Source organism: Pseudoalteromonas sp. 2CM39R, from assembly GCF_023161845.1.
This window is the reverse complement of the sequence record NZ_JALNTM010000029.1, coordinates 45,988-62,801: the sequence shown is the minus strand read 5'-3', so window position 1 is coordinate 62,801 and position 16,814 is coordinate 45,988. Positions and strand designations below refer to the sequence as shown.

At 41.3% G+C, this 16,814-nt stretch carries 19 protein-coding genes; 8 read left to right on the top strand and 11 right to left on the bottom strand.

Annotated features, from left to right (window positions below; genetic code table 11):
* Positions 1-415: 415 nt before the first annotated feature.
* Entirely contained in the window at positions 416-955 is a 540-nt protein-coding gene (locus tag MTF66_RS34630; RefSeq protein ID WP_010392775.1) for a gamma carbonic anhydrase family protein, read from the top strand.
* Between the two features lies 1 nt (position 956).
* Here MTF66_RS34630 and MTF66_RS34625 read toward each other — a convergent pair whose 3' ends face one another.
* Positions 957-1,211: a DUF1488 domain-containing protein gene (locus tag MTF66_RS34625; RefSeq protein WP_008467093.1), complete on the bottom strand. Its 255-nt coding sequence runs from the start codon at positions 1,209-1,211 to the stop codon at positions 957-959.
* Positions 1,208-2,032, bottom strand: coding sequence for a shikimate dehydrogenase (aroE, locus tag MTF66_RS34620; RefSeq protein WP_075169463.1), 825 nt, complete (start codon positions 2,030-2,032; stop codon positions 1,208-1,210). Before aroE ends, MTF66_RS34625 begins: the two co-directional genes overlap by 4 nt.
* A 52-nt stretch (positions 2,033-2,084) precedes the next feature.
* Here aroE and MTF66_RS34615 point away from each other — a divergent pair, with 52 nt between their 5' ends.
* Both MTF66_RS34615 and MTF66_RS34610 read left to right on the top strand, forming a co-directional pair.
* A complete protein-coding gene (locus MTF66_RS34615) occupies positions 2,085-2,522 on the top strand; it encodes a group II truncated hemoglobin (RefSeq protein WP_138623771.1) in 438 nt (145 codons plus the stop codon).
* 102 nt (positions 2,523-2,624) lie between these two features.
* Positions 2,625-4,229: a methyl-accepting chemotaxis protein gene (locus tag MTF66_RS34610; protein ID WP_138623773.1), complete on the top strand. Its 1,605-nt coding sequence runs from the start codon at positions 2,625-2,627 to the stop codon at positions 4,227-4,229.
* Between the two features lie 46 nt (positions 4,230-4,275).
* Here MTF66_RS34610 and hemF read toward each other — a convergent pair whose 3' ends face one another.
* The 6 genes from hemF to MTF66_RS34580 form a co-directional block, all read right to left on the bottom strand.
* The gene (gene hemF / locus MTF66_RS34605; protein WP_010392766.1) at positions 4,276-5,193 is read right to left on the bottom strand and encodes an oxygen-dependent coproporphyrinogen oxidase; all 918 of its coding nucleotides are present in this window, start codon (positions 5,191-5,193) and stop codon (positions 4,276-4,278) included.
* A gap of 2 nt (positions 5,194-5,195) precedes the next feature.
* Positions 5,196-5,759: an L-threonylcarbamoyladenylate synthase gene (locus MTF66_RS34600; protein ID WP_138623775.1), complete on the bottom strand. Its 564-nt coding sequence runs from the start codon at positions 5,757-5,759 to the stop codon at positions 5,196-5,198.
* A 23-nt stretch (positions 5,760-5,782) separates the two neighbouring features.
* The gene (locus MTF66_RS34595) at positions 5,783-6,358 is read right to left on the bottom strand and encodes a type I DNA topoisomerase (RefSeq protein ID WP_138623777.1); all 576 of its coding nucleotides are present in this window, start codon (positions 6,356-6,358) and stop codon (positions 5,783-5,785) included.
* A gap of 111 nt (positions 6,359-6,469) precedes the next feature.
* On the bottom strand, positions 6,470-6,943 hold the full coding sequence (locus MTF66_RS34590; protein ID WP_010392756.1) for a DUF494 family protein: 474 nt from the start codon (positions 6,941-6,943) through the stop codon (positions 6,470-6,472).
* A 1-nt stretch (position 6,944) separates the two neighbouring features.
* Positions 6,945-8,036 (bottom strand): DNA-processing protein DprA, encoded by a 1,092-nt coding sequence (gene dprA, locus MTF66_RS34585; protein ID WP_248530022.1) that lies wholly within the window; start codon positions 8,034-8,036, stop codon positions 6,945-6,947.
* Between the two features lie 28 nt (positions 8,037-8,064).
* Positions 8,065-9,186, bottom strand: a complete 1,122-nt coding sequence (locus tag MTF66_RS34580; protein WP_054202930.1) for a LysM peptidoglycan-binding domain-containing protein — start codon at positions 9,184-9,186, stop codon at positions 8,065-8,067.
* 119 nt (positions 9,187-9,305) lie between these two features.
* On the opposite strand from MTF66_RS34580, the gene def reads away from it, so the two are divergent.
* The 5 genes from def (at position 9,306) to MTF66_RS34555 (ending at position 15,888) form a co-directional block, all read left to right on the top strand.
* Positions 9,306-9,812, top strand: a complete 507-nt coding sequence (gene def, locus MTF66_RS34575; RefSeq protein WP_138623781.1) for a peptide deformylase — start codon at positions 9,306-9,308, stop codon at positions 9,810-9,812.
* 31 nt (positions 9,813-9,843) lie between these two features.
* Positions 9,844-10,797, top strand: a complete 954-nt coding sequence (fmt, locus tag MTF66_RS34570) for a methionyl-tRNA formyltransferase (RefSeq protein ID WP_010392748.1) — start codon at positions 9,844-9,846, stop codon at positions 10,795-10,797.
* Positions 10,790-12,085 (top strand): 16S rRNA (cytosine(967)-C(5))-methyltransferase RsmB, encoded by a 1,296-nt coding sequence (gene rsmB, locus MTF66_RS34565; protein ID WP_075169469.1) that lies wholly within the window; start codon positions 10,790-10,792, stop codon positions 12,083-12,085. Before fmt ends, rsmB begins: the two co-directional genes overlap by 8 nt.
* 83 nt (positions 12,086-12,168) lie before the next feature.
* Complete coding sequence (gene trkA, locus MTF66_RS34560; protein WP_054202928.1) at positions 12,169-13,545, top strand: Trk system potassium transporter TrkA; 1,377 nt, start codon at positions 12,169-12,171, stop codon at positions 13,543-13,545.
* 192 nt (positions 13,546-13,737) lie between these two features.
* Complete coding sequence (locus MTF66_RS34555; RefSeq protein WP_248530021.1) at positions 13,738-15,888, top strand: TonB-dependent siderophore receptor; 2,151 nt, start codon at positions 13,738-13,740, stop codon at positions 15,886-15,888.
* Between the two features lie 59 nt (positions 15,889-15,947).
* On the opposite strand, the gene MTF66_RS34550 is transcribed toward MTF66_RS34555, so the two are convergent.
* From MTF66_RS34550 to MTF66_RS34540, 3 genes are all read right to left on the bottom strand, one after another.
* A complete protein-coding gene (locus MTF66_RS34550; RefSeq protein WP_010392739.1) occupies positions 15,948-16,163 on the bottom strand; it encodes an EF-hand domain-containing protein in 216 nt (71 codons plus the stop codon).
* Positions 16,164-16,227: 64 nt separating this feature from the next.
* Positions 16,228-16,440: an EF-hand domain-containing protein gene (locus MTF66_RS34545; protein ID WP_036980747.1), complete on the bottom strand. Its 213-nt coding sequence runs from the start codon at positions 16,438-16,440 to the stop codon at positions 16,228-16,230.
* Positions 16,441-16,574: 134 nt separating this feature from the next.
* A complete protein-coding gene (locus tag MTF66_RS34540; RefSeq protein ID WP_008112939.1) occupies positions 16,575-16,787 on the bottom strand; it encodes an EF-hand domain-containing protein in 213 nt (70 codons plus the stop codon).
* Positions 16,788-16,814 lie beyond the last annotated feature (27 nt).

Below are 16,814 nucleotides of genomic sequence, written 5' to 3'. Positions count from 1 at the left end.
CTGTTAGAACTCAATCTGTACGAGTGCCCACACAGATGATTGCTTTATATTGTTAAAGAACGTTGCGACGTTGTCGCCAGGGATGCGTATAATACATCCTTTATTTTTCGAGTCAACACTTAATTTTAAACTTTCTTACGATGATTTAAACTTAAGTTTTATTTAACTCTCTGAGTAGCTCGTGCCTCGCTATGCGTTGGCGTTCCCCGTCTCAGTGGGGTCGCATTATAGGGAGAACAGATTTTTACGCAAGTACTTTTTTAAAGAAAAACTAAAAAAACACACTGTTCGGTTAGTATCTGAGCGAAAGCAGGTGAAACTGGTAGTTTTATAATCAACATAGGCTTTGCTGGCACTAAAATAAGCGCTACTGTTACACTAATACTCTTAATATGTTTAATTTAAAGGTGCATATATGGCAATACGTTCTTATAAAGGAATCACTCCTGCGTTTAATGAATCTGTTTATGTAGACGAGTCGTCTGTATTAGTCGGTGATATCACTATAGGTGATGATAGCAGTGTATGGCCGTTAGTTGCTGCCCGCGGTGATGTTAACCATATTCGTATTGGTCAACGTACTAATATACAAGATGGCAGCGTTTTACACTTATCAAGAGCAACAAAGAATAATCCAGACGGCTACCCACTTATTATTGGTGATGATGTAACCGTTGGTCATAAGGTAATGCTACATGGCTGCGTATTAGGTAATCGCATACTTGTGGGTATGGGCGCCATTATCATGGATAATGTGATTGTAGAAGATGAGGTAATTATTGGTGGCGGTGCTTTAGTACCCCCTAATAAGCGTTTAGAGTCTGGTTTTTTATATGTAGGTAGCCCAGCAAAACAAGCTCGCCCATTAACAGAGCAAGAGCTGAGCTTTTTAAAAGTGTCTGCTGATAATTACGTGCAGCTTAAAGATGAATACTTAGCTGAAGACGCTAGTTAATTTAACTAACTAAACTCACTTCTATTTGACCTGCCGAGTTATAGCATTCATCTTCAATAAGCTGCTCGGCACGTTCTTCATAATCAAAACGGTATTGCTCAAAATAACGCGTTGCATGACTCTCATCGGCTAAATTTAAACTACTGACAGCAATCACACACTCAACTAGCATGCCATTTACTTGTGCAAAAAAAACTAATTGATGAGTTGGCTCTCTAAATTCGAGTCGATCTATAAACTGTATTGCTTGATTCATTTAAGCACTCCCTGCTTTAGTGCAGTAATAACAGGAACAATCTCAGGCATTTTATTTCGCCATACATAATAAGCTTGTGCGGCTTGCCCTACTAGCATACCACTGCCATCTAATAGCTTAGCTGCTTTATTGTGTTCGCTGACCCAATTCATGAATAGCGTATTATGCGTGGCGTAAAACATATCATAAGCCATTTCACATGTGCTTAAGTGCTTTTCGCTTAACGCAGGTAATTCGTTATTCATGCTGCTCGAGGTTGAGTTAATAACTAAATGGTAATCAGTAAAAGGAAGGTCGTCAAAACCATACCCCGAAACATTGCCATGCCCAGTGAAGAGTTTTGCCAATGTTTGGGCTTTGTGTACTGTGCGATTAACAATAACTATCTCTGCGGGATTTTGCTCTAGTAAAGGTAAGATAACTCCTCGAGCAGCGCCACCCGCACCAATGATCAACAGGCGTTTACCTGTTATCGTTATTTTATTGGTCAGTAAGTCGTTAACAAAACCAGTGCCATCAGTGTTATCACCGAGTAAACTGCCATCATCGCGCTTTTTAAGGGTGTTCACTGCGCCTGCCAGTTTAGCAACTGGGGTAAGTTCATCGGCTAAAGCAAAAGCCTGCTCTTTGAAAGGAACAGTGACATTGGCGCCTTTTCCCCCTTGCTCAAAAAAAGCAGCGACTGTTTTTTCAAATCCATCGATAGGTGCTAATATTGCGCGATAGTCGATTTGCTCTCCCAATGATTTTGCAAACTGCTGATGAATAATGGGAGATTTTGAATGTTTGATTGGATTTCCAAAAACCGCATATTTGTCCATTTTAAACAACCTCTTCGCAGTTTTAGTACTGCCTATTAACGATGATAAAATTATGATTAAAAGACTCTTTTCAAGATCAAAGCCGTCTACAACTACACAAGCACCTACGCCAGATAAAACCCCGTATGAAATCATTGGTGGAGAAGCCCCCACGCGTGCAATTGCTAATAGATTCTACGATATAATGGCCAGCGATGAATACGCTAAACCGTTATATGATATGCATCCTCAACCATTAGACAGAATTCGCCAAGTATTTTTTGAGTTTTTATCCGGTTGGCTTGGTGGGCCTGGCCTATTTGTAGAAAAACACGGCCACCCGATGCTGCGTAAACGCCATATGCCGTTCCCTATTGATCAAGACCTACGCGATCAGTGGATGTATTGCATGAATAAAACCTTAGATATAGAAATTGATAACCCCGTGTTACGCGAGGGCTTACGTCAGTCACTGGCTCAGCTTGCAAGCCATATGATTAACCAGCATTAACCTACCTCATTCTTTAATTGGGGATTATTTGCGCTAAGTCAAAATCCGCTTTTCTAAAATATAGATAATACCCTATCAAATAATTAGAAAAGCGTGGCGCGTGTGAAATCAATCCAACATAAAATTTATGCTTTATTAGCTCTAACTGGCGTTATTGTATTAATAGCCAGTATTTTTAGTAGTGCTAGCCAGCAGCGCACGCTCGCCCAGGATACGGTGGCAGAAAACATTAAGCTGCTTGCCGATAACTATTTTGATTCAATAAACACCATGATGCTAACCGGTACTATGGCTAATCGAGAATTATTGAGCCAAAAGCTACGCAAACACCCTAATATAGAAGATGCTCATATTATTCGCTCCGATATAGTTAATAATCTGTATGGTGCCGGAAATAAAAACCAAACAGCAAGTAATAACAACGAACGCGAAGCACTAAAGGGTAAAGAAAGCTTATTTATAGAGCAAAACACCGATAGCCGCAGTATGACCTACCTACGCCCTATGTATGCTAGCTCTGATTATAAAGGTACTAACTGTTTAGGCTGCCACCAAGCGCAAGAAGGCGATGTACTAGGCGTGGTAAAAATTAGTTATTCCTTAGCTGATATTGATAATGAGGTAACTTACAACACCTTAGTAACCACCAGCCTACTTTCTACTATTTTTATTATTGCCTTTGTGCTGCTAGGTATAGTGTTTAGAAAAATATTTATAGTGCGCCTTAAAAAGCTCGGCCATGCAATGCACTTAGCCACTACCAATAAAGATTTAACCTTACGCATTAAAGATAACGCCGAAGATGAACTCGGCTGGCTTGCCACCAGCTTTAACCAAATGATTGCTACGTTTAAAGATAATATTGCTCAGGTATCTCACTCTTCAAAAGTACTTATTCATTCAGCAGAGAAAATTTATACCTCGGCCGATACCACTGAGCGCGCTATTTTAGAACAAAAGAAAAGTACCGATTCGGTGGCCGCAGCAATTAATGAACTAGAATGCTCATCCAATGAAGTAAGAAACACCACTCATTTTGCTCAAGAAAAATCTGAGAACAGTAATAAACTAGCACAACAAAGCATGCAGGTTGCTGAGCAAACCGAACTCAGTATCAATCAGTTAGCAGAAGATGTACGCCAAGCGGCAGATCAAGTGAGACAACTACAAGAGCAAACGCTTGAAGTGGGAAAAGTACTTGAGGTGATCAGCAGTATCGCCGAGCAAACAAATTTATTAGCGCTTAATGCTGCCATTGAAGCTGCCCGTGCTGGTGAAGCTGGCCGAGGCTTTGCCGTTGTTGCTGATGAAGTACGTACTTTAGCAACTCGAACTCATGCCTCTACTGATGAAATACGTCGCACAATTGATAAGCTGCAGTCAGAAGCCGCGCAAACCGTTAAAACCATGGGGGAGTCCTGTGCAGAGGCAGACGAAAGAGCGCAACAAGTACAGCAAGTTGCACAAGCTTTAAAAGATATTTCAGGGCAAATGAATGAAATAAATGAGCTCAATATACAAATAGCCGATGCAACAGAGCAACAAAACCAAGCTGCTGAAGAAATAAATATAAGTGTTGTTGGTATTAGCGATAACGCCGAGCAATCATTAGTGGATGCCGATGAAAATCAAAAAGTCAGTGAAGAGTTACTCAATTTAGCTCGTTCGTTAGATGAGCAGGTACGCAGTTTTAAACTTAAACAATAATTTTAAAAGCCAGTCAATAAGTAGCTTATTAACTGGCATATCATTCTTAGCCCAGTGCTAACCAATCTCGAGGCTTTAAGAAATCTTTATATAGTAATGCCTCTGCACTGTCTTCGGCTGGGGTATAGTTATACTCCCAACGGGCTAAAGGTGGCATCGACATTAAAATAGATTCCGTACGGCCACCGCTTTGTAAACCAAACAATGTGCCACGGTCCCAGACTAAATTAAACTCAACATAACGACCACGGCGGTATAATTGGAAGTCGCGCTGCTGCTCGGTGTACTCATCGTTTTTACGACGTTCAATAATAGGAACGTAAGCATCTAAAAAGCCATTACCCACCGATTGCATAAATGCAAAGCTTTGCTCAAAACCTAACTCATTTAAATCGTCAAAAAATAAGCCGCCTACGCCGCGGGTTTCATCACGATGTTTTAAATAAAAGTATTCGTCACACCATTTTTTATATTTTGGATAAACATCATCGCCAAATGGCTGACACACATCGTGCGCAACTTGGTGCCAATGCACTACATCTTCAAGTACAGGGTAAAACGGGGTTAAATCAAAACCACCACCAAACCACCAAATCGGTTCTTCACCTTCTTTTTCGGCAATAAAAAAACGTACATTGGCATGGCTTGTTGGTATATGTGGGTTTTTAGGGTGAATCACTAACGATACACCACACGCATGAAAACTACGTCCTGCAAGCTCAGGTCTATGTGCAGTGGCAGAGCCCGGCATAGAGGCACCAAATACATGAGAGTAATTAACTCCCCCTTGCTCAATCACATTACCATTGGTGATAACGCGAGTACGACCACCGCCGCCCTCTTCTCGCTGCCAGCTGTCTTCAACAAATTGTGCTTTCCCATCTGCTGCTTCTAAGCCTTGGCAAATGGTATCTTGCAAAGCCATAAAGTAGGCTTTTACTTGTTTTAATAATTCGCTTTGCATAGTTAACCTCTGAATATATTGCCTGTCGTGGCATCTTTAATGGTGCTTGGTTGTGTGTTACCACCTAATGGTTCATCAACATAAAAACTAACCTGATCTGCAAACTGCTGCTGCGCCTCAACAATACTTGTTACCGTTGCTTGACCAGTTAAATTTGCACTTGTTGATACCAATGGTTTACCAAATTCTTGGCATAAACGTTTAACTGTAGGATGGTTAGTTACTCTCACTGCAATAGTATCAAATTGCCCTGTTAACCACTTCGGCGTGGTTTTAGCAGCAGGCATGACCCAAGTAATAGCACCAGGCCAACTTGAAAAAATATCAGCGCGTTTGTCCATGGGCAACTTAGCGTCATCCACGTACTTTAATAATTGCCCGTAATTGTCAGCAATTAAAATAAGCCCTTTTTCAACTGGGCGTTGTTTAATATCAAGTAAACGTTCCACCGCCTGTTGATTGTCAGGATCGCAACCTAAGCCATAAACAGCTTCAGTTGGGTATAAAATAACATCGCCGTTTTCTAAGCTTGTTATTGCAGCAGATAAAGAAGAAAGGTCAGACAAAATTGTCTCCAGAGATATTTATGTTATTCAGTGGCAGCAAACTTATGCATACAGCTTTTTTGTGGGCATTGTAACACAACACCACTCGCGGCTTTTTTCTCAGTAACAACTGGCCAGTTACATACAGGACACGCTTGAGCTACAGGTTTATGATTAAGCGTATATTTACAGCTTGGGTAACAGTCGCAGGAATAGAATACTTTACCAAACTTATTACTGCGTGAAACTAAATGCCCTTTTTTACATTTAGGGCAACCAACCACAGGCTCTTCACTTGGGGTGTCGTCATGCTCACTGGCAATATAATGACATTCAGGGTAACCGGTACAGCCAATAAACATACCGTAGCGGCCATTTTTCACCACTAGCGGCTTGCTGCACTCTGGACACTCGCTGTCCTCAAGTACTTTTATTTCATTGCTATCATGATGTGCAAGCGGGCGAATAAAATCGCACTTTGGGTAACTAGCGCAGCCTAAAAAAGGCCCCGACTTACTATTACGAATCACAAGTTCTGAACCACATTGCGGGCATATCTCATATTCTTTTTCTAGGGCGTGTTTATTGGCCGAGAAAAGTGAATGATCGATTTTACTCATGTAAATCCTAGTGGTTGGTGAATTTTCGCCTAATATACCCAAAACCCTTAAAGATACAAGCTATGGCAGTCGGTTTGTTAACGCTGAAAATAATAAAACACGCAATAATGGTTAATGTAACACTTCGCTAGGCTCATCAAAAATAAGATCTTCCATTTGCTCATACGCCTGCTGAGAATCAGGGGCATTAAATAACACCATCAAAATTAACCATTTTAAATCTTCTAAAGTAATGGCTGAATTATCAAGCGCCGCCAAACGATCCATCACCATTTCACGAGTGGTGCTATTAATAACGCCGGTTTGTTCAACAAACATTAAAAAGCCACGGCATTCAGTATCAAGAACGCGACACTCACTATCGGTAAAGATTCGCACTGCATGCTGCTCAGTGGCTAATAAATAAGGCGACTCATTACTATATTGTAATGCGGCAAGTTGATCTAACCAGTCAATAGCTTTGTTTATTTCCGGCTTGTTAAACCCAGCGCGCAGTAGCTCATCAGTAAGCTTACTTTGCTCAACAAAAACATCGCTTTCGCTGTGAACATAGTTTTCAAATAAATACATAAGAATATCAAACATATTATCCTCCAGCGCTTAATTTAATATAGCCGTCTAATACTCGCTCAATTTGATCGTCTAACTCTAAATCAAGCAATCGCGCTTGTACTTTATCAATTGGCCACTGCACTCGACGCATAATATCGTCCACACTGGTCACCTCAAACCCAATACTATTAAGTACCTCGCAATCTGAGGTTACAGCATCAGTTAACTCTTTATAGTTTAGACCAGAAGGGTATGAAAAGTTCATCTCATCAAGGATATCTGCGACGTTCTCAACCAGCTTAGCACCTTGCTTAATTAAAAAGTGGCTAGCTTGTGCAAGCGGATTTTTAATTGAACCGGGTACCGCAAAAACTTCTTTATTTTGTTCAAGCGCGTAACGTACCGTAATTAATGAGCCGCTTTTAATTTCGGCTTCAACAATTAAAACGCCTAAAGAGAGCCCTGAAATAATACGATTGCGCCGTGGAAAGTTGTGCGCATTGGCAGCCGTACCAGGCAAAAACTCACTAACCAATAAGCCTGTTGCTAATACTTGCTCTGTGAGTAACTTATGGCGTTTAGGATAGTAAATATCAACGCCTGTCCCTAGCACTGCAATGGTTTTACCATTTCCTGACAATGCCCCTTTATGGGCAGCGCCGTCAATGCCACGCGCCATACCAGAGGTTACTGTTATGCCAGCAAGCGTTAGCTGATGCGCAAACTCAGCAGCAATTTCAAGCCCCGTAGTCGTTGCGTTTCGACTGCCAACAATGGCTATTTGCGGCGAAGCCAGCAAGCTGATATCCCCTTTACAAAAAAGTAATAGTGGCGCACTGGCTATTTGTTTTAGCAGTTCTGGGTAGGTGGTATCAAAAATACTAATAACAACAATGTTTTGTTGGCTGATCAACTGCTCATAATGTGCAACTTGCTGCCAGTTAGTGTTAAGTAAGTTGCTAGCTTGGTGAGCCGTTAAGCCAATGTTTACTAGTTCAGCGTGTGATAAAGAAAACAGCGATGCTAAGCTGTATTGTTGAGACAGGGCTAAGAGCGTTTTAATCCCTAGCCCTTTGCATAAGTAAAAGGCAAGCCAATGATTGAGCTTGCCACACGATTGTTCCATGTTCCCTCCTAGAACACCGACTCGCTACTTAATGAATAACTGCTAAATCTCCAATGCGAATTGGGTGCTGATTTTTAGTGATCAGCGCATAACTAACTTTGTCATACACTTTAAAAATAATCATTTCACCAACTTTTTCTGCTGGCATTTTCCACGTAATGCTATCTTCGTCGCTCTCTGAGCCAAACAACTCGCTAGTAGCGGATACTAGTTTTTCTAAACGACTTGAGTCTTCTGTATAACGCGGACCTCGAGCGCCATCAATTACTTTAGGTGATTGACGTTCAATATCAATTACATGACCTACTTCAACTTGTTGTTCAGAGCCTAAGTTTAGCACCACCACATCCATCGTGCTAAATTCTCTCACTTCACGGGGAGAGGCAATTACATGACCCTGCAACGGCTGGGTAGGACGATGCATATTAAAATACACCGGCAGCATCTGTCCTTCCATCGCGGGTAATAAAAAATCACCTTGCTTGATTTCGCGCTTAACTGATTCAACTCTGACTGAGGCAGGTTCACCATTAGCCGCATCACCAGCTCTAAAAGCGCGAGCCATACCCACATAAGATGCTCTACTCGCTAGCTTTTCACCTGTTTTAGGATCGGTGTAAGGCGCCCCTTCATGGTAAATAGCATAAGCCTGATTGCGCTTTAAGTTACCTTTAACATATAAAATATGATCGATTGTTTGGGTTTTGGTATTTTCGTTTGCACCCAAAATGTAGGGTTTTTCTTTTATCGTATCGCTGTTTATCGCTTGTTCAAACGACAAATACGGTTTAATCAACTCAAGCGGTAACGTGGTGATAGCATCTTTCCCTTTAGGTGTAATACGCCCCATAGGTGATAGCTTTCTATACGCTTTATTAATCACTAAACGCGGATTACCGTCTGCATCGTAAATTAATGCTAACGCATCGCCCGGGTAAATAAGATGAGGGTTGTCTATTTGCGGGTTCATTTGCCATAACTCAGGCCAAAGCCACGGCTCGTTTAAATATATCGCTGAGATATCCCAAAGCGTGTCACCTTTTTTTACAACGTATTGTTTAGGAGCGTCTTTTTTTATAGTTAGTACATCTGCTAGAACAGGAAAAGCAGCACCTAATGCAAGTATTATTGCAATGAATGGAGATTTCATTGAGCTTCCTCATAGTGTTTTTTCATTATTATTAATCAAAACCTGTTAAAGGGGAACGTGAATGGCTAAAATAAAAACATACGATACCCTAAATTTAAGCATAAGTGTAAAAGGTAACTATGGCTAGGTTAGAAGTTTTAAGATTTCCAGATGAACGTTTACGTACAATCGCAAAAGAAGTAACTGTTGTTGACGACCAAGTACGTGAAATCGTCAAAGATATGCTAGAAACTATGTACGATGAAAATGGTATTGGACTTGCTGCTACGCAAGTTGATATTCATCAACGTATTGTGGTGATCGATGTATCAGAAGAGCGCGATGAACCGCTAGTACTTATCAATCCACAAATTATCAAAAAAGATGGCTCTACCGTGAGCGAAGAAGGCTGTTTATCAGTTCCTCACTCGTACGCAAAAGTTGATCGCGCAGAAACCGTCACCGTGGCTGCACTCAACGAAGAAGGTAAAGAGTTTATTCTTGATGCCGACGAATTATTAGCGATTTGTATTCAGCATGAGCTTGATCACCTTCAAGGTAAATTATTTATTGATTATTTATCTCCATTAAAGCGCCAACGCATCCGTAAAAAGCTTGAAAAAGAAGCGAAGTTTGCAGTGCAATAATAAGCACCTTAGTAAATAATTAGGAAACTCAGTGACACAACCATTACGCATTATATTTGCCGGTACGCCGGACTTTGCTGCACGCCATCTGCAAGCACTCATCAATAGTGAACATCAAATTGTGGGCGTTTACAGTCAACCAGATCGTCCAGCGGGTCGCGGAAAAAAACTAAAAGCCAGTGAAGTAAAAGCGCTTGCACTAGAACATGACCTCCCTGTTTTTCAGCCGCAATCTCTCAAAACAGATGAAGCACTTGAGGAATTAAATAGCCTCAATGCCGATATTATGATTGTGGTTGCCTACGGTTTAATCTTACCTAAAGCCATTTTAGATGCCCCGCGTTTAGGGTGTTTAAATGTGCATGGTTCTATTTTACCTCGCTGGCGTGGTGCCGCACCTATTCAACGAGCTATTTGGGCAGGCGATCAGCAAACTGGTGTAACGATAATGCAAATGGATGAAGGGCTAGATACCGGCGATATGCTGCATATTAGCCGCTGCCCTATTGATAATACTGAAACCAGTGCCAGCTTATACACTAAGCTTGCTGAACTCGGGCCTGATGCATTAATCGATACCATAAATCGTTTAGCCAACGGGGAAATAACGCCTGAACCACAAAACGATACCGATGCCAATTACGCTAAAAAACTCTCAAAAGACGAAGCCAACATTGATTGGTCTATGGATGCCGAGCAAATCGAGCGAAACATTCGTGCCTTTAACCCATGGCCAGTATGCTTTACCCAAATGAGTGGGAATACGGTAAAAATATACCAAGCAAATGTGGTTGAACAATCAGGCGCAGCTGGCACTGTCTTAGCAAGTGATAAAAACGGTATCGTTGTGGCTTGTGGTAAACACGCTTTATCTATTGGCGAATTACAGCCACAAGGCAAAAAGCCAATGGCAATTAATGATTTTTTAAACGGTCGTAGCGATTGGGTCACACCCGGCACTGTATTAGGCGAAAATAATGAGTAATGTAAGCAATGTCAGAGCGCTAGCCGCTGAAACTTTATATAACGTGGTTGATAAAGGCGCATCGCTTAATCAAGAACTTCCTTTCGCTAGCCAAGGCCTATCACCTAAAGATAAAGCCTTACTGCAGCAAATTTGCTACGGAGTATTACGTTACTTACCTAGCCTAGAAAATTATTGCCAGCATCTAGTCGAGCAACCGCTTAAAGGCAAACGTCGTATTTTCCAGTTTTTATTGTATGTGGGCATTTACCAACTACAACACATGCGTGTACCGCCGCATGCAGCAATTAGCGAAACGGTTAATGCGTTACAACAATTGCGCGCTCTTGGCTTAAAAGGGCTTATTAACGCCATTTTACGAAGCTTTCAACGTCAGCAAGTTGAGCTTGAAGAAAAAGCCAAACAAATTCCGGTATGTTTATACAACCATCCAAACTGGTTTATAAAGCAAGTAAAAGAAGCCTATCCAGATCACTGGGAAGACATTCTAGAAGCAAACCAACAGCAAGCGCCAATGTGGCTGCGAGTGAATCAATCGCAGTTTAGCACCCAAGAATATAGCGAAATGCTAACCGCTAACGATATTGAACACACTCTAAACCCTGATTTTATTGATGGCATTAAACTAAGCAAACCACGCGATGTGTTTTCACTTCCTGAGTTTGATACCGGTGCTTGTTCAGTACAAGATGCGGCAGCGCAGCTTGCAGCTCGCTACCTAGACCCACAAAATGGTGATGCAATACTTGATGCCTGTGCAGCGCCTGGTGGTAAAACCTGCCATATTTTAGAGCTTGCCGATGCAGATGTGCTCGCGCTTGATAGCGATGCCACACGATTAGAACGTGTTAAACAAAACTTAGAACGAATTGGTTTGGGCGCCGACTTACAATGTGGTGATGCATCGCAACCTCACACTTGGTGGGATGAAGATCAGTTTGATCGTATTTTGTTAGATGTACCCTGCTCTGCAACGGGCGTAATTCGTCGTCATCCAGATATAAAATGGCTACGTCGCGCATCCGACATTAACGACTTATCGACCCTACAAGGCGATATACTCGATAGCATTTGGCCATTGTTAAAACCAGGCGGCACATTAGTGTATGCAACTTGCTCGGTACTTCCTCAAGAAAACCAACAACAAGTTGCTAAGTTTTTAGCTAATAACGACGATGTGGAGCATATTCCTCTGCACAGCGAAGACACAAAAACCACACCAGGCTTACAGCTGTTACCAGGTGAAAGTGACGGTTTTTACTACGCTAAATTAGTTAAAAAAGCCTAGTATTGCCACGCAACACATTTAACTACCTCGCTTTTGAGGTAGTTATTATTTGATGTAATTAGTATTAATAATACGGGTACATAATGAAAATAATCATACTCGGTGCTGGGCAAGTTGGCGGCACACTCGCAGAAAACTTAGTGGGTGAACAAAACGAAATAACCGTAGTTGATATCGACGGTAACCGCTTGCGTGAACTGCAAGATAAATACGATTTACAAGGTGTTGCAGGCCACGGCGCCCACCCTGACGTGTTGAGTCGCGCAGGAGCTGAAGATGCCGATATGATTATCGCCGTAACCAGCTCAGATGAAGTAAACATGGTGGCATGCCAAGTTGCTTACAGTATTTTTAATACGCCAACCAAAATTGCCCGCATTCGCTCTGAGCAATATTTAAAATACCGCGAAAAACTCTTTCATAATGATGATTTACCTGTCGATCATTACATAGCCCCAGAAGCACTCGTTACTAAATATATTCGCCGTTTGATAGATTACCCTGGTGCATTACAGGTACTACAATTTGCCGACGGCATGCTCTCTTTAGTAGCTGTAAAAGCCTACTATGGCGGTTTATTGGTAGGCTATGCCCTATCTACACTTAAGCAACATATTCCTAATGTAGAAACCCGGGTAGCCGCTATTTACCGTCAAGGCAAGGCAATAAAACCGCAGGGTACTACCGTAATAGAAGCCGACGATGAAGTATTTTTTATTGCCGCCACCAAACATATTCGTGCGGTAATGAACGAGCTACAAAAACTGGAACGCTCGTACAAAAAAATTATGATAGCCGGTGGGGGTAACATTGGTGCTGGCCTTGCTCGCTCACTAGAAAGAAACCACAGCGTTAAATTATTAGAACGCAGTAAAGAGCGCGCAGAGCAACTCTCTGAAATGCTAGACAACACCGTGGTATTTTGTGGTGATGCGTCCGATCAAGAGCTGCTCTCAGAAGAACACATTGAACAAGTTGATGTTTTTATTGCCGTTACTAACGATGATGAAGTGAATATTATGTCGGCCATGCTCGCAAAACGCATGGGGGCACAAAAAACCATGGTGCTTATTCAACGAGGTGCTTACGTTGATTTAGTACAGGGCGGCGAAATAGATATTGCTATTTCACCACAACAAGCGACTATTTCTGCGTTACTTACGCACGTGCGCCGAGGCGACATTGTAAACGTGTATTCACTGCGTAAAGGGGCTGCAGAAGCCATAGAGGCAGTTGCCCATGGTGATGAAAACACATCTAAAGTAGTGGGTCGCGCGATTGCAGATATTAAATTGCCAGCAGGTACCACAATAGGTGCAATTGTACGTAATGACGATGTACTCATTGCCCACGACGACACGATAATTCTATCAGGCGATCATGTAATTATGTTCTTAATTGATAAAAAGCACATTAACGTGGTTGAAAAGTTATTCCAAGTTAGCGCAATCTTTTTATAAGTAATCCCTCCTTTTTATTCACAACGTGCTTGTAAGTAAAAAGGAGAACATTTAAATCTAAATGAAAATCATTATCAAAAGCATTTACTAATAAAGAAAAATCCATTAGTCTCTTCTTGCTCGATTATCAAGCAGCGACATCTACTGATGTGAAAAGTTAATTTCACGTTTTTAAATAAAAATGGATTTCAAATGATACACCTACTCTCAAAGAAAAATTCTCCCGTAACTCATTACACTCTGGTTGGTCTTTTACTTTCAGCAGTTTCAACTCAAACGCTCGCCCACACTAGCGAAGATATCGAAAGGTTAACCGTTATTGGAGAGCAAGCGAACGGCTATAAAGTTAATTCCATGAGCTCTGCAACAGGTCTTGAGCTATCACATTTGCAAACACCGCAATCAACGATAGCGATAACAAGCGATTTTATGGCAGACCAACAACTAAACACCGCAATTGAAGCTATAACCAGTGTCACAGGCATAAATGCTCGAGAAGCAGATAATGGCAAGTTTTCTATTTCAGCCCGAGGCATTGGTGTCACCAGCATACTTTATGATGGCATAGCAACCACCTATGACACCCGCTTTAATTATGGAGATAACCTAACCGATACCGCAATTTATGATCGTATCGAAATAGTTAGAGGAGCAACGGGGCTAATGCTGGGCGCAGGTAACCCTTCGGCAGCAATTAATTTGATACGTAAACGTCCAACTGCAAACACTCAAATAAATCTTACTGCTTCATTAGGCTCATGGGACAACTACCGTGCGATGGTGGATGTGTCGGGAAGCATAAATAATAGTGAAAGTATAAGAGGACGGGCTGTTGTTGCTTATCAAGATAGACACTCATATCAAGATCGCTTCTCGCAAACCAGTCAAACATTGTATGGCATTATTGAGGCAGATCTTTCTAACAGTACTTTATTGACTCTTGCGGTTGATAATCAATCGACAACCCCTAAAGGAACAATGTCAGGTGGTTTGCCTATTTTTTATAGTGATGGCTCCCGCACTGCTTATGACAGAGGTGCTTCAACGGCTCAAGATTGGGCCTCTTCTCGAACCGATGCACTTAATGCGTTTATTCGCCTAGAGCATTACTTTAACGCTAACTGGCAGCTAACCGCTAATTATGTCTATGGTGATAACGACCTAGACTATGATGTGTTTTGGGTAAAAGGAGAGCCCGATCCTATAAACAACACAGGAATGAAACCCGGTTCTATAAACTATATTGATGCAAACAGAACGCAGGATACCTATGAGGTCGAACTCAATGGTAGGTTTAATTGGCTGGGCCAAAGTCACCAACTGCTATTTGGTTATAATACCCAAGAGCAACGGTTTTCGACCCCTTATTATGCTAGTGAACAAAGTGACTATATTATCGGCGATTTCACTGACTCTAGTTATAGTATTGCAAAACCAAATTGGCAGTCAGAAGCGGCTTACGGCTCTTATGGCACAACTAAACAAGATGCGCTTTATGTTGCTGCACAACTAAATATAACCGATGCCTTGTCTTTAATTGTTGGAAGCCGGTTAAATCAATGGCAAACCAATCAAGATAATTTTGGTCGCATGCATGATTATAAAATAAGTGATGAACTAACTAATTATTTTGGAGCAACTTATGAACTGACACAGAGTTGGGCTTTGTATGCTAATTACACTGATATTTTTACACCACAAAGTCGAGTTGATAAAAATGGACATTATTTAAGCCCTATTGAAGGTAAGAATTATGAACTTGGCATAAAAGCTTCTGTACTTGATGAACGTTTAGACATATCCCTTTCTGGATTTAAAATTTATCAAGATAATGTAGGCGAGTACACGGGAGATACCATTGCAGAAACACTTCAGGCCATCTACAAGCCCATTGACGGCACATTAACTCAGGGCTACGAGCTAGAAATCAACGGAAAATTAACCGACAACTGGAACGCTTATTTTGGCTATACCCATAGTAAAGGCGAAAAACCGGATAATACGGTATTAAATACCACCAACCCAAAAGATCAATTTAAACTTTTTACTAGCTATCAACTCTCAGGTGCATTAGACAATCTAAAAGTGGGTGGTGGCTATCGCTGGCAAAGCAATAGCTATGATGAAGTTAACAACCCTGTTTATGGTGCTGTTGAGGTAAACCAGCCTAGTTATGGTATTGCCAGCCTAATGGCGAATTATCAAATGAATGAGCAATTATCTGTTAGCCTAAATATCGATAACTTATTTGATAAGCATTATTACAGTCAAATTGGGTTCTATAACCAATATCGTTATGGCAAGCCAAGAAGCTTCTCTCTCCAACTTAAATATAGTCTCTAACAAGCACAAAAAAGCCGCTGACTATTAAGCGGCTTTAGTGGAGTATGATGGGGTAATACTTATTGTACTCTTGCAAACTCTTCTTTAGAAAGTTCACCATTTCCGTCAGTATCTAAGTCATCAAAAATATTCATGAGTTGTTTATTAGACGCAGCTTCCTGCTGGCTAATTACACCGTCGCCATTGCTATCAAAAGAGGCAAAGTCTACTGCTGCGTATGCCGCTGATGATGACGCTAATACTAAAATCGCAAGTGTTGTGTTTAATGCTTTCATAATAAGTCTCCTTAAAGAGGGAAATCCTTTTCTGAGATCCCTGTGCAATGAAAAAAGTTAAAAATTAAAAGTTTGCAAACTCAGCTTTAGAAAGCTCACCATTACCGTCAGTATCAAGCTCAGTAAATGCGGCCGTTAAATCAGCATTTACAGCAGCTTCGCTTTGACTAATAACCCCATTACCGTCGGCATCAATTGTGTCAAAGTCGCTAGCGGCAAAGGCTGCTGATGAAGAAGCTAGCGCGATAAGTGCGAATGTTTTGTGTAATGTTTTCATAATTTAATCCTTCAAAATGTAATGCTTTGTGCTATTGGAAATATCAGGCTATAACCGTCCTTGTCATTCTTTTTCATAGGCTCCCTTGCCTACTTAGGTTGTCTTTGGCAACTCAGAATATGCCTAGCCTTAGCTTATGCTTTAGAAAATTCTGCTTTTGATAGCTCACCGTTTTGGTCTGTATCAAGCTCTGAGAACATGCTCATTAGCTTTGCATCAACTGATGCCTCACTTTGGCTAATAGCACCGTTACCGTCGGTATCAAGTGTATCAAAATCGCTGGCAGCAAAAGCTGCTGATGAAGAAGCCAATGCGATAAGTGCGAATGTTTTGTGTAATGTTTTCATAATGAGTATTCCTTAAAATCGTTTAAA

What these genes read in the sequence shown, in the direction of transcription:
- MTF66_RS34590 (WP_010392756.1), bottom strand. Translation starts at nt 6,943, where the DNA reads ATGTTTGATATTCTTATGTATTTATTTGAAAACTATGTTCACAGCGAA.
- MTF66_RS34555 (WP_248530021.1), top strand. Translation starts at nt 13,738, where the DNA reads ATGATACACCTACTCTCAAAGAAAAATTCTCCCGTAACTCATTACACT.
- aroE (WP_075169463.1), bottom strand. Translation starts at nt 2,032, where the DNA reads ATGGACAAATATGCGGTTTTTGGAAATCCAATCAAACATTCAAAATCT.
- MTF66_RS34580 (WP_054202930.1), bottom strand. Translation starts at nt 9,186, where the DNA reads ATGAAATCTCCATTCATTGCAATAATACTTGCATTAGGTGCTGCTTTT.
- hemF (WP_010392766.1), bottom strand. Translation starts at nt 5,193, where the DNA reads ATGCAAAGCGAATTATTAAAACAAGTAAAAGCCTACTTTATGGCTTTG.
- dprA (WP_248530022.1), bottom strand. Translation starts at nt 8,036, where the DNA reads ATGGAACAATCGTGTGGCAAGCTCAATCATTGGCTTGCCTTTTACTTA.
- MTF66_RS34625 (WP_008467093.1), bottom strand. Translation starts at nt 1,211, where the DNA reads ATGAATCAAGCAATACAGTTTATAGATCGACTCGAATTTAGAGAGCCA.
- MTF66_RS34630 (WP_010392775.1), top strand. Translation starts at nt 416, where the DNA reads ATGGCAATACGTTCTTATAAAGGAATCACTCCTGCGTTTAATGAATCT.
- def (WP_138623781.1), top strand. Translation starts at nt 9,306, where the DNA reads ATGGCTAGGTTAGAAGTTTTAAGATTTCCAGATGAACGTTTACGTACA.
- MTF66_RS34540 (WP_008112939.1), bottom strand. Translation starts at nt 16,787, where the DNA reads ATGAAAACATTACACAAAACATTCGCACTTATCGCATTGGCTTCTTCA.
- trkA (WP_054202928.1), top strand. Translation starts at nt 12,169, where the DNA reads ATGAAAATAATCATACTCGGTGCTGGGCAAGTTGGCGGCACACTCGCA.
- rsmB (WP_075169469.1), top strand. Translation starts at nt 10,790, where the DNA reads ATGAGTAATGTAAGCAATGTCAGAGCGCTAGCCGCTGAAACTTTATAT.
- MTF66_RS34615 (WP_138623771.1), top strand. Translation starts at nt 2,085, where the DNA reads ATGATTAAAAGACTCTTTTCAAGATCAAAGCCGTCTACAACTACACAA.
- MTF66_RS34595 (WP_138623777.1), bottom strand. Translation starts at nt 6,358, where the DNA reads ATGAGTAAAATCGATCATTCACTTTTCTCGGCCAATAAACACGCCCTA.
- MTF66_RS34545 (WP_036980747.1), bottom strand. Translation starts at nt 16,440, where the DNA reads ATGAAAACATTACACAAAACATTCGCACTTATCGCGCTAGCTTCTTCA.
- MTF66_RS34550 (WP_010392739.1), bottom strand. Translation starts at nt 16,163, where the DNA reads ATGAAAGCATTAAACACAACACTTGCGATTTTAGTATTAGCGTCATCA.